The organism is Streptomyces sp. NPDC048191 (assembly GCF_040652655.1).
Classification (GTDB): Bacteria; Actinomycetota; Actinomycetes; order Streptomycetales; family Streptomycetaceae; genus Streptomyces.
Genome location: NZ_JBEZMO010000024.1, coordinates 88,842 through 101,163, shown reverse-complemented (window position 1 = coordinate 101,163; position 12,322 = coordinate 88,842). Strand labels below are relative to the sequence as shown.

Here is a 12,322-nt window from a genome sequence, read left to right as displayed (position 1 = left end):
GGAAACCGGGGCCGTCGGCCTGCCCGGGTGGCTACGGTCGGCGGCGCGCCCGCCGGTTCGCGCGCCAGAGGGCGGGGCAGAGCGCCTACCTCGTCGCCTGGCTCGACGGACGGCCCGTGGGCCACACCGAGCTGCGCTGGACGGGCTGCGCGGCGCCCGAGGTCACCGTGGGCTGTCCGGAGAGCAACGCGCTCGCCGTCCGGCCGGCCGAGCTGCGCTCGCGCGGTGCCGGAACGGCGCTGATCCGCGCCGCCGAGGAACTGGTCGTGGACCGTGGCCTGCCGGTCGTCGGGACCGGCGTCGGCAAGGACGATCTGCGCGCGGCGGCGCTGTACGCCCGGCTCGGGTACCGGCCCCTGACCGACTGCCTGGACCGCTACTCCTGCGTCGACGCCGACGGGTGCGAGCGGGAGTGCGCCGACCCGTGCACCTTCCTCACCAAGGCCCTGCGGACGTGACCGTGAGGTCGCCGTGCAACGACCGGCAGCCCGCGCGCAACGATTTGTCATTCCGGTCCGATGAACGCAATGATCATCCGGGGACGCGCAAGGTTGCTGCATTACGCCCGTGAAGGACCGCCTCATAGGGTGCTCGTCTGTAGGTGGCGTGGCGGGGACCCCGCTCGGTGGGTTCCTGCCCTCGCAGGGCTGTCACCGGTCCCCGCCCGCAATGACCGGCAGCGATAAGGAGCCAGCGCGTGCTCGACCAAGGTGCACCCCCGCACGACCGCCCAGCGACCGCCCCCGTCTCCCCGGGCCTCGCCGCGCGCCTCATGCGGCGCAAGCCCGTGGAACACCTGGTCGCGGAGGGCGGCCAGGGCGAGGGAGGCTCGCTGCGGCGCTCCCTCGGGCTGTGGCAGCTGACCATGATCAGCATTGGCGCCACCCTCGGGACCGGCATCTTCGTCGTCCTCGGCGAGGCCGTCCCCAAGGCGGGTCCGGCCGTCACCCTGGCCTTCGTGATCGCGGGTCTCACCGCGCTGTTCTCGGCCCTGTCCTACGCCGAGCTGGCCGGCACCATCCCGGTCTCCGGGTCCTCGTACTCGTACGCATACGCAACCATGGGCGAACTGATCGCCTGGGTCTGCGGCTGGTGTCTGCTCCTGGAGTACGGCGTCTCGGTGGCCGCCGTGGCCGTCGGCTGGGGCCAGTACCTGAACGAGCTGCTGGACGGCACCATCGGCGTCACCATCCCCGACGCCCTCTCGGCGCCGCCCGGCCAGGGCGGCATCTTCAACCTGCCCGCCCTGATCGTCGTCCTGCTCGGAATGGTGTTCCTGCTCGGCGGCGCCAAGGAGTCCGCGCGGGCCAACACCATCATGGTGTCCGTGAAGATCGCCGCGCTGATCCTCTTCTGCGCGATCGGCTTCATGGGCTTCAAGTCCGGCAACTACTCGGACTTCATGCCGCTCGGGATGTCGGGAGTCAGCGCGGCGGGCGCCACGCTGTTCTTCTCGTACATCGGCTTCGACGCCGCCTCCACCGCCGGCGAGGAGGCCAAGAACGCCCAGCGTGACCTGCCCCGCGCGATCATGCTGTCCCTGGTCATCGTGACCGCGCTGTACGTCCTCGTCGCGGCCGTCGCCGTCGGTGCCTGGCCGTGGCGGAAGTTCAAGGACTCGGAGGCCGCGCTCGCGCAGATCATGACGGACGTCACCGGGCAGAGCTTCTGGGGCACGCTGCTCGCGTTCTGCGCGGTCATCGCCATCGCCAGCGTCGTGCTGACCGTGCTCTACGGCCAGACCCGCATCCTGTTCGCGATGTCCCGTGACGGCCTGGTGCCCAAGGTCTTCGCCAAGGTCCACCCGAAGACCGGCGCGCCGCGCACCAACACGATCATCGTGTCGGTGTTCTGCGGTGTCCTCGCCGCCGCGATCCCGCTGGGACAGCTGGCGGACGCCACCAGCATCGGCACGCTGTTCGCCTTCGCACTGGTCAACGTGGCCGTCGTGGTGCTGCGCCGGACCCGCCCGACCATGCACCGCACCTTCCGCGTGCCGCTGTCTCCGGTGCTGCCCGCGCTGGGCTTCGCGTTCTGCATCTGGATGATGGGCAGCCTGTCCACCGTCACCTGGATCGTGTTCGGTGTCTGGATGGCCGTCGGGCTCGTGTTCTACTTCGTATACGGCTATCGCCGTTCCCGTCTCGCGACCGGTGACCTCGCGGTGACGGCAGAGAAGTGACCGGACCGAAGAAGTGAACCACCCCCTGTGCTGAACGATCTCGACGAACGCATCGTGCACGCCCTCGCCGAGGACGCCCGCCGCTCCTACGCGGACATCGGGCAGATGGTCGGCCTGTCCGCGCCCGCCGTGAAGCGGCGCGTGGACCGGCTGCGGGCCACGGGAGCGATCACCGGATTCACCGTGCGGGTGGATCCGGCGGCGCTCGGCTGGGAGACCGAGGGGTTCATCGAGATCTACTGCCGGCGCAACACCTCGCCGGACACCATCCAGCGGGGCCTGGAGCGGTATCAGGAGGTCGTGGCCGCGTCCACCGTCACCGGGGACGCGGACGCGGTCGCCCAGGTCTTCGCGTCGGACATGCGTCACTTCGAGCGGGTGCTGGAGCGGATCGCCGGGGAGCCGTTCGTCGAGCGGACCAAGTCGGTGCTGGTGCTGTCGCCGTTGCTGCGGCGGTTCTCTTCGGGCGCGCCGGGGTAGGGGCCGCTTCCGGCTCGGCGCGCACGGTCGTGTGCCGGGTGCGGGCGCGTCGTGCTTCCTCCTTCCTCGCGCAGTTCCCCGCGCCCCTGAAGGGGCGCCTCTACTCCGCCGTCTTCCGCGCCAGCGCGTTGTTCCCGATGGAGTTGTGCACGCTGAAGCTCACCGCGTCCGAGCGGTACCGGTCGTCCGACCACTCCACCGGCCGCCCCGCACGCGTGGTCGTCACCCGCCGCACCCGCAGCAGCGGACTCGTACGGCGCACGCCCAGCAGCTCGGCGTCCTGGGCGCCCGCCGCGACCGCGTCGATGATGTGCTCCCCGTAGGCGAAGACCAACCCCGTGTCGTCGTAGAGGCGTTGAGTGACGGAGGGGCAGTCCGGCTCGATCGGCTCGACGGCCGGGGAGATCCAGTCGGCGTACACCGTCCGCTCCAGCAGGACCGGCTCGCCGTCCAGGCCGCGCACCCGGAGCACATGCAACACCCTTGCTCCGATGGGCAGTTGGAGGCGTACGGCGTCCTCGTGCGTCGCCGGGCGGTACTCCTGCGACACCACCTGGCCGGTGGCCTCGCGGCCCATCGCACGGGCCCACTGGGCGAAGCTGCGCAGTTCCTCGAAGCTCTGGCTGCGGCGGCTGGCGAGGACGACGCGCCGGGCGCCCTGGCGGGAGCCGATCAGGCCCTCGGCGGTGAGGGACGCGACGGCCTGACGGACCGTGCCGCGTGAGACGCCGTAGTGCGTGGCGAGTTCCGACTCCGAGGGCAGACGGCTGCCGACCGTGTACTCCTCGCGGTCGATCGCCCGCCGCAGCTCGTCGGCGATCTCCTCGTGTCGCGCCGTCATGCTTCCCCTCAGCTCGGGTCACTGTGCACAGCGTGACCAGCCTAAGCGAGACCTGAGCGTGATCTGAAACGGTCTGGACTGTGCAGCCAACCAGCGGCCAGAGTTTCGCTCCCGTTTACAGACAGGACACCGTGAGCGGGCGTACTGTGACGCAACTTGTTCAGACAAGTTCTCCGCAACCCTCATGCGTCCCCCTGGAGAGACCGTGACCGTGTCCCTGTCGAGAAACGCCGTCCTCGCCGGCTCCCTCGCCGCCGTCGCCGCGCTCGCGCTGAGCGCCTGCGGCGCCGCCCCCGACAAGGCGTCGACCACCACCAAGGACGGCAAGAACGCCGCCACCGCCACCTCCGCGGCCGACTTCGGCGGCATGGACGCCCTGGTCGAGGCGGCCAAGAAGGAGGGTACGCTGCACATCATCGCGGTACCCCGAGACTGGGCCAACTACGGTGCGATCATCGACGGCTTCCAGAAGAAGTACGGCATCAAGATCCAGGACGAGAGCCCCGACGGCACCAGCGAGGAGGAGATCAGCGCCGTCACCACCCGCAAGGGCCAGGACCGCGCCCCCGACGTTCTCGACCTGGGCTCCTCGTTCGCGCTGAGCGCTGCCCAGCAGGGCCTGCTGGCGCCCTACAAGGTGGCCTCCTACGGTGACGTCCCCGAGGCCCAGAAGGACCCGCAGGCCCGCTGGTACAACGACTACGGTGGCTACGTCTCCATCGGCTGCGACGCCAAGCGGGTCAAGAGCTGCCCGACCAGCTTCAAGGACCTGCTCAAGCCCCAGTACAAGGGCCAGGTCGCGCTCAACGGCAACCCGACCAAGTCCGGCTCGGCCTTCGGCGGCGTCTACGCGGCGGCCCTCGCGAACGGCGGCTCCTTCGACGACATCCAGCCCGGCCTGGACTTCTTCGCCAAGCTGAAGAAGAGCGGCAACTACACGCCCGTCGAGTCCACCCCGGCGACCGTCGAGAAGGGCGAGACGCCGATCTCGATCGACTGGGACTACCTGAACGCCGGTTACGCCGACGAGTTCAAGTCCAAGGGCCTGGACTGGAAGGTCGCCGTCCCGAGCGACGGCCAGTACGCCCAGTACTACTGCCAGGGCATCAACAAGGACGCCCCGCACCCGGCGGCCGCCCGTCTGTGGCAGGAGTACCTGTACAGCACCGAGGGCCAGAACCTGTGGCTCAAGGGCTACGCCCGCCCGGCCCTGATGGCCGCGATGGAGAAGGCCGGCACGCTGGACAAGACGGCCGCCGCCAAGCTCCCGAAGGTCACCGGCACGCCGTCCTTCCCGACCGAGACCCAGCAGAGCAAGGCCAAGACGGTCATCGCGCAGGGCTGGGGGAAGGCCGTCTCCGGATGACCGCCGCCCTTCCGCGCGCGGACGTGGCGCCCGTCGCTTCGGCGAAGCGGCGGCGCCGCGCCCCCGGCTGGCTCGCCGTCGTACCGCTGCTGGTCTTCGTCGCGATCGCCTTCGGCCTGCCCGCCGTGGCCATCGTGAACGGCGCCTTCTCGGTCGACGACGCCGGCACGGGCGCCACCGCGTACACCGGCGCCAACATGACGACCTCGCTGCAGGGGACGTACCTCACCGCCCTGCTCGGCAGCGTCAAGCTGTCCGCGGTCTCCGCCGCGCTCGGCGCCCTGTTCGGGCTGCCGCTCGCCCAGGCCGTGGTCTCCTCCCGCTCACGCTGGCTGCGCGAGGCCGTGCTGACCGCCTCCGGTGTGCTCGCCAACTTCGGCGGGGTCCCGCTGGCCTTCGCCTTCGTCGCCACCCTCGGCAACGCGGGTGTCCTCACCGTGCACCTGGGCCTGAAGGACACCGGCTGGGACCTGTACAGCTTCTGGGGGCTGGTCCTCGTCTACCTGTACTTCCTGATCCCCCTCATGGTCCTCACCATCACCCCGGCGCTGGACGGCCTGCGCTCCCAGTGGCGGGAGGCCGCGCTGAACAACGGCGCCACCGGTGTGCAGTACTGGCGGCACGTGGCCCTGCCCGTGCTCGCGCCCTCGCTGCTCGGCGGCCTCGTGCTGCTGTTCGGCAGCGCCTTCGCCGCCTACGCCACCGCCGCCGCCATGGTCGGCAGCGCGGTCCCGCTGGTCACCCTGCAGATCGCCGACGCCCTGTCCGGCAACGTGCTGGTCGGCCAGGAGAACGTCGCCCTCGCCCTCAGCCTCGACATGGTGCTGGTGGCCGGCCTGGTGATGGCCGTGTACCTGCCCCTTCAGCGACGGAGTGCCCGATGGCTCGACGCCTGACCCTCTGGCGGTGGGTCGTCCTCGGCCTCGCCGCCCTGTACTTCCTGGTGCCGCTCGTCGCCTCCGCGATCTTCACGGTGGACGTGCCCGGCCAGGGCCTCACCCTCGACGCCTACACCAAGATCCTCTCCGCCGACGGCTTCCTCTCCAGCCTGCTGCTCTCGCTGGAACTGGCCGTGGCCACCATCGCGGTCGTACTGCTGCTGATGGTGCCCGCCGTGGTCGCCCTCCGGCTCGGCTCGCCCCGGCTGCGCCCGGTGGTGGAGGTGGTGTGCTCCCTGCCGCTGGTGGTGCCGCCCATCGCGTTCGTCGCCGGGATCGCCACCGTGCTCAAGTGGGGCCCGGAGCATCTCTCCAGGACGCCGCTGTTCGAGACCTTCGTGGTGATCCAGAACGACAGCTTCCCCGTCGTCCTCGTCCTCGCCTACGTCGTGATGGCCCTGCCCTTCGTCTACCGCGCCCTGGACGCCGGCCTGCGCGCCATGGACGTACGGACCCTGGTCGAGGCCGCCCGCAGCTGCGGCGCCTCCTGGCCCAAGGCCCTCGTCCGGGCCGTGCTGCCCAATCTGCGCGGCGCCCTGCTGAACGCCTCCTTCCTCACGCTGGCCCTGGTCCTCGGCGAGTTCACGGTCTCCCATCTGCTCGGCTACACCCCCTTCGCCGTGTGGATCTACAACGTCGGCGGCGAGCAGGCCCAGATGTCCGTCGCCGTGTCCGTGCTCAGCCTGCTCGTCACCTGGGCCCTGCTCCTCGCGCTCGCCGGTGCCGGCGGCGGACGCAACCGAACCGCTCCTTCCCGGGGATGACCTACATGACCGCCACCCTGCCCGAGACCCGCACCCAGGCCGCCACCGTCGAATTCCGTTCGCTGCGGCGGGAGTTCGGGGCCACCGTCGCCCTCGACGGACTCGACCTGACCGTCCGCCCCGGGGAGTTCCTGGCCCTGCTCGGCCCCTCCGGCTGCGGCAAGACCACCGCGCTGCGCATGCTCGCCGGGTTCGAACACCCCGACTCCGGTGCCGTGCTGGTGGACGGCGAGGACGTCACCCACGTCCCGGCCCACCGCCGTGACGCCGGGATGGTCTTCCAGTCGTACAGCCTCTTCCCGCATCTGAACGCCGTCGACAACGTCGCCTTCGGACTGCGCATGCGCGGCGTCCGTACGCGCGAACGCCGGGCCCGCGCCGCCGAGTTGCTGGAGCTGGTCGGGCTCGCCGACAAGCGCGAGCGCTATCCGCACCAGCTCTCCGGCGGCCAGCAGCAGCGTGTCGCGCTGGCCCGCGCCCTCGCCCTGCGCCCGCGCGTGCTCCTGCTGGACGAGCCGCTGTCCGCGCTGGACGCCAAGGTGCGGCTCACCCTGCGGGAGGAGATCCGCCGGCTCCAGCAGGAGCTCGGCATCACCACCCTGTTCGTGACCCACGACCAGGAGGAGGCCCTCTCGGTCGCCGACCGGGTCGCCGTCATGCGCGCCGGACGCCTCGAACAGTGCGCCGAACCGGCCGAGTTGTACGGCCGTCCCGCCACCGCCTTCGTCGCCGAGTTCGTCGGCACGATGAGCCGGGTCCCGGGCGAGCTGAAGGACGGCACCGTCGAGGTGCTCGGGCAGCGGCTGCCGGCCGACGGCGAGGTGCCGGACGGCCCGGTGGACGTGCTGGTGCGGCCGGAGTCCGTCCGGGTGGGCCCCGACGAGCAGGGCGCCGCCCGGATCGTCGCCACCGCCTTCCTCGGCGCGGTCGTCCGGGTCACCGTACGGCTCGCCGACGGCACCGAGGCCAAGGCCGACCTGCCCGCCCACGAGGCCACCGGACTCGGCGCCGGAACCGCCGTCGGCGTGTCGCTGCCGGAACGCCCGGTGCTCGTGGCCGAACGCATCCAGAAGTGAGGAATCTACCGAACGTGACCCCCCACATCCCTCAACGCCCGCTCCAGGCCGTTCTGTTCGACATGGACGGCACGCTCGTCGACACCGAGCGGCTGTGGTGGGAGGCGGTCGAGCAGGTCGCCGGACGCCCGCTGACCGAGGCGGACCAGCCCGACGTGCTCGGCCGTCCGGTCGAGCACACGGCCGCCTGGCTCGGTACGGCCACCGGCAGGCCGTCCACCGGTCTCGCGGCCGAGCTGCACCGCGAGTTCGCCGCCCGTGTGCGCACCGGGATCGTGCCCCGGCCCGGCGCGCCGGCCCTGCTGGACGCGCTGGCCGCCGCCGGAGTCCCGGTCGCCCTGGTCACCGCGTCGCCGCGCGCGGTCGCCGACGTCGTCCTCGACGCCCTCGGCGCCCACCGGTTCGCGGTCTCCGTGACCGCCGACGACACCGTCCGCACCAAGCCGGCCCCCGACCCCTACCTCGCCGCCTGCCGCGCCCTCGGCGTCGACCCGGCCGCGTGCGTGGCCGTCGAGGACACCGAGACCGGCGTCGCCTCCGCCGAGGCCGCCGGCTGCGCCGTCCTCGCCGTGCCGTCCCTCGCGCCGATCGGCACGGCGCTCGGCCGCACCGTCCGGGAGAGCCTCGCCGGGGTCACGGTCCACGAGCTGGGGCTCATGGTCGCGCCCGAACTCCGGGTCATGAGCTGGAACCTGTGGCTCGGTGGCAGCGAGGTCGACGACCACCGCGCCAAGCAGCTCAAGGCCGTCCTGGAGAGCGGCGCCGACGTCGTCGGGCTCCAGGAGACGGGCGGGACCGCGGCCCAGGAGCTGGCCGAGGCGCTCGGCTGGCACCACCACCGGGCCGGCGAGAACCTCGGCATCATCAGCCGCCACCCGATCACCGCCCGCTTCGGTGACCCCGAGGTCGGGTTCTACGGCGCCGCGGGCGTCCGGATCGCCGTGCGGCCCGGCCACGAGGTCGACGTGTGGACCGCCCATCTGCACTACACGCCGTACGGGCCCTACGAGTCCGCCTTCGACGGCCTGCCGGCGGCGGAGCTGATCGCCCACGAGGAACTGCGGCTGGCCCAGATGCGGGACGCACTGGCCCGCATCGCCGACTCGTCGCGCGAGGACGTCCCGGTCGTCCTCGTCGGCGACTTCAACTCGCCCTCGCACCTGGACTGGCCGGACGTGGCCTGGCCGGTGACGAGCGCCGCCGCGGAGGCGGGCTTCGCCGACTCCTACCGCGAGGCCCACCCGGACCCGGTCGCCGCGCCCGGCCACACCTGGTCGCCGGTCCACCCGGTGCACGAGGACGGCAGCGGACGGCCCGAGCCGCAGGACCGGATCGACTACGTACTGCACCGCGGCCTGACCGTCCGGGACGCGCGGACCCTGGTCGCGGGCAGCCCGCGGCCCTGGCCGGACGTCGCGGACAACGACTGGCCCTCGGACCACGCGGCGGTCGTCACCACGTTCGCGCTTCCGCCGAGGTGACCGTGGGTTACCGCAGGTCACCATTGCGGTACGGGGTGACCATCCCGTAGGTTGTGCGGCGCTCACGCTCACTACTGACTGGTAACACCGGCAGGTACCCATGCGCTGGCCCCTCGGCCGTCCCACCACCGTCCGTACCCGGATCGTGGCGCTCGCGCTCGCCCCGGCCGTGGCACTGATGGGTCTGTGGAGCTTCGCCATGTGGTCCGTCACCGGCGAACTGCGCGCGCTGATCCGGGTCCAGGGGGTGTACGACGTCTTCGGCACCCCCGTGGACACCGCGATCGGGCAGATCCAGATCGAGCGCCGGATGTCCGCCGCCTACCTGGGCGCCCGCCTCGACACCTCCACGGCCGGTCAGCTGCTCGAACAGCAACGCCGCACCGACCGGGCCGTGGACGCCATGCGGCAGGCGGTCCGGGGCGGCGACCGCGGCAGGCTCACCGCGCGGCAGCGGCAGGCGCTGGACGCCATGGTCACGGCCACCGGCAGGCTGGAGGGGCTGCGTTCGCAGGTGCTGTCCCGGCGCATCACCTGGGACCGGGCGGTGGACGACTACAGCGCGCTGGTCGAGCCCGGCTTCGACGTGCAGTCCACGCTCACCGCCCTCCAGGCCGGGCAGATGGCCCGCGAGGCACAGGTCGTCATCGAGCTGGTGCGGGTGCGGGAGTTCGTCTCGCGGGAGGACGCGCTGGTCGCCGGGGCGCGGGCGGCCGGCACGCTGACCGACCGGCAGTACGACACGCTGACCGCGACCATCGAGGACCGGCGGGTGTTCCAGCGGACGTACGTGCCGGACCTGCCCGCCGACTCGCGTGCGCTGTTCGAGGACTTCCAGCGCGGCACCCTGTACGGCTCACTGGCACGCGGCGAGGACGCGCTGCTGCGGGCCGGGGCCGCCGGCGCCGGCAAGGCCGTCGGGGCGGCCACCTGGCGGTCCAGCACCGACCGGGCCGTACACCGGTACATGGAGCTGTGCACGCGGTCCGCCGAGAACTCCGCCGCGCGCGGCCGGTCCTTCGCCTACCGGGAACTGACCAAGGCGGCCGTCGTCGGCGTGGTGGGGCTCGCCGCGGTGGCGCTGTCGCTGTGGTTCGCGGTGCGCGGTGCGCGGCGCATCTCGCGGCGGCTGGAGACGCTGCGGGACGCGGCCGACGTCCTCGCGACCGGCCAACTGCCCGACGTCATGCGCAGACTGAGCGCGGGTGAGGACGTGGACGCGCTCGCCGAGGCGCCGCCGCTCGCCGCCGACGAGGTCCGCGGCGACGAGATCGGGCAGGTCGGCCGGTCCTTCAACACGGCCCGGCTCGCCGCCGTCGAGGCCGCCGTGAAACAGGCCACCCTGCGCCGGGGCCTGTTCGCGGTGCTGCTCAACATCGCGCGCCGCAACCAGGCGCTGGTGCACCGCCAGTTGAAGCTCGTGGACACCCTGGAGCGGCGCACCGACGACCCGGACGTGCTGCGCGAGCTGTTCCGCATCGACCACCTGACCACGCGGATGCGCCGGCACGCGGAGAGCCTGATCATCCTCTCCGGCTCCGCGCCCGGCCGCCGCTGGCGCAGGCCGGTGCCCCTGGCGGACGTCGTCGCCTCGGCGGTCGGCGAGATCGAGGACTACGCGCGGGTGGTCGTGCCGCCGATGCCGGAGACCGGGGTCGCCGCGGACGCGGTCGCCGACGTCGTCCACCTGGTCGCCGAACTCCTCGAGAACGCCACGGTGTTCTCACCGCCGCACACCCAGGTGACCCTGCGCACCGGGCGGGTCGGCAGCGGGTTCGTGCTGGAGATCGACGACCGGGGGATCGGGCTCGACACCGAGGCGCGCACCCGGGCCCACAGCACCCTCACGGACCCCGACGCCTTCGACCCCACCCGCCACGACCGGCTCGGCCTCTACGTCGTCGGCCGCCTCGCCGCCCGGCACGGCATCGAGATCACCCTGCGCGACTCGCCGTACGGGGGGACGACGGCGGTGGTCCTGCTGCCGGAGAGGGTGCTGGCGGAGGTGGAGCCACGCGAACCAGGTGCGGCCGTACGCGAGTTGCCGTCCAGGAACCGGTCCGCCGCGCCGCGTGGGGCGGGCAGCGGGGCCGTACCGGAACCACCCACGCGACACCGGCTCGCACCGGTCCCTGCGCCCGACCAGCAGGCACCGACGGAAGAGAGACGACCGGCGTCCACCGCGACCGCACGAGCCGGAACCGGCCCCGGGCCGGCGGGGCTCGACCAGGCGCCCCCACCACCGCCGACCCCGGGACCCGCGCCGGACCACTCGGCAGGAGCACGGCCGTCGTCCCGGCCCACGTCCCAGTCGCCGGAGACCGGCCAGCTGTCGTCCCTCCCCGACCCCGGCCCGGACACGGTGGGCGGGTCGTCGGCGCCGCCGCCGGCGCTGCCCACCCGGATCCGGCAGGCCTCTCTCGCGCCGGAACTGCGGGACGAGCCGCCGTCCCCGGAGAGCGGGGCCGGGGCCGAGGTCGACGCCGAGGAGATGCGGGCGATCTTCGGGGCCTTCCAGCGCGGGCTCGACCGCGGCCGCAGGGGACTGCCGGCGACCGACGCGCCGTCTCCCGGCGCCGGTACCGCACGGCCGACGGCACCGCGGCGCTCCGGGGGCGACAGCCCCCATACACCCGCACCCGAACACACACGTGCGAACGCCCCCGCACCCGCAACCGCCCCCGACCACCCGGACCCCGCGACCACCGACGCCACGACCACCCACGCCGACGAAGGGACGGACACCGACGATGCACGGTGACGACCAGACTCCCGAGCAGACCGCGGGGACCGAAGCCGCACCCGGTACGGACCTCGGCTGGCTGCTGGACGATCTCGTGGCCCGTACCGACCACGTCCGCCAGGCCGTGCTGCTGACCGCCGACGGCCTCCCGCTCAGCAGCTCGGACGGAATGCGCCGGCGGGACATCGAGCATCTGGCCGCGGTCTGCTCCGGCTTCCACGGCCTGGCCCGTTCGGCGGGCGAGCGGTTCGCCGCGGGCGAGGTGCGGCAGACCATGGTGATGCTCGACGACGCCTACCTCTTCGTCACCCCGGCCGGGCACGGGAGCCGGCTCGCCGTACTCAGCGAGGCCCGTACCGACGTCGGCCAGCTGGCCCACGAGATGGCCCTGCTCGTCCGCCGCCTCGGCCGCCACCTGGACGCGGCCGCCCGGACCCCCAGATGATCCCGC

The 12,322-nt window shown here is 72.6% G+C and carries 10 protein-coding genes and 1 pseudogene; 10 read left to right on the top strand and 1 reads right to left on the bottom strand.

All coding sequences use genetic code 11. From position 1 onward, the window contains the following. Positions 1–47 precede the first annotated feature (47 nt). The 3 genes and pseudogenes from AB0D93_RS30890 to AB0D93_RS30880 form a co-directional block, all read left to right on the top strand. Positions 48–458 (top strand): annotated as a pseudogene (locus AB0D93_RS30890) (GNAT family N-acetyltransferase); the annotation flags it as partial. Between the two features lie 239 nt (positions 459–697). Continuing rightward, complete coding sequence (locus AB0D93_RS30885) at positions 698–2,182, top strand: amino acid permease (RefSeq protein ID WP_362126315.1); 1,485 nt, start codon at positions 698–700, stop codon at positions 2,180–2,182. Positions 2,183–2,209: 27 nt separating this feature from the next. After that, a complete protein-coding gene (locus tag AB0D93_RS30880; RefSeq protein ID WP_362126312.1) occupies positions 2,210–2,662 on the top strand; it encodes an Lrp/AsnC family transcriptional regulator in 453 nt (150 codons plus the stop codon). A gap of 100 nt (positions 2,663–2,762) precedes the next feature. Here AB0D93_RS30880 and AB0D93_RS30875 read toward each other — a convergent pair whose 3' ends face one another. Beyond that, positions 2,763–3,503: a GntR family transcriptional regulator gene (locus tag AB0D93_RS30875; RefSeq protein WP_362126309.1), complete on the bottom strand. Its 741-nt coding sequence runs from the start codon at positions 3,501–3,503 to the stop codon at positions 2,763–2,765. Positions 3,504–3,708: 205 nt separating this feature from the next. Here AB0D93_RS30875 and AB0D93_RS30870 point away from each other — a divergent pair, with 205 nt between their 5' ends. From AB0D93_RS30870 to AB0D93_RS30840, 7 genes are all read left to right on the top strand, one after another. Then, complete coding sequence (locus tag AB0D93_RS30870) at positions 3,709–4,869, top strand: extracellular solute-binding protein (RefSeq protein ID WP_362126306.1); 1,161 nt, start codon at positions 3,709–3,711, stop codon at positions 4,867–4,869. Next, on the top strand, positions 4,866–5,765 hold the full coding sequence (locus AB0D93_RS30865; protein WP_362126304.1) for an ABC transporter permease subunit: 900 nt from the start codon (positions 4,866–4,868) through the stop codon (positions 5,763–5,765). The genes AB0D93_RS30870 and AB0D93_RS30865 overlap by 4 nt, the downstream gene beginning before the upstream one ends. Next, entirely contained in the window at positions 5,750–6,571 is an 822-nt protein-coding gene (locus tag AB0D93_RS30860; protein WP_362126301.1) for an ABC transporter permease subunit, read from the top strand. The genes AB0D93_RS30865 and AB0D93_RS30860 overlap by 16 nt, the downstream gene beginning before the upstream one ends. 5 nt (positions 6,572–6,576) lie before the next feature. After that, complete coding sequence (locus tag AB0D93_RS30855; RefSeq protein WP_362126298.1) at positions 6,577–7,647, top strand: ABC transporter ATP-binding protein; 1,071 nt, start codon at positions 6,577–6,579, stop codon at positions 7,645–7,647. Between the two features lie 14 nt (positions 7,648–7,661). Next, positions 7,662–9,128, top strand: a complete 1,467-nt coding sequence (locus AB0D93_RS30850; RefSeq protein WP_362126295.1) for an HAD-IA family hydrolase — start codon at positions 7,662–7,664, stop codon at positions 9,126–9,128. Positions 9,129–9,228: 100 nt separating this feature from the next. Further along, positions 9,229–11,889, top strand: a complete 2,661-nt coding sequence (locus AB0D93_RS30845; RefSeq protein WP_362126292.1) for a nitrate- and nitrite sensing domain-containing protein — start codon at positions 9,229–9,231, stop codon at positions 11,887–11,889. Then, a complete protein-coding gene (locus AB0D93_RS30840) occupies positions 11,879–12,316 on the top strand; it encodes a roadblock/LC7 domain-containing protein (protein ID WP_362126289.1) in 438 nt (145 codons plus the stop codon). Before AB0D93_RS30845 ends, AB0D93_RS30840 begins: the two co-directional genes overlap by 11 nt. Positions 12,317–12,322 lie beyond the last annotated feature (6 nt).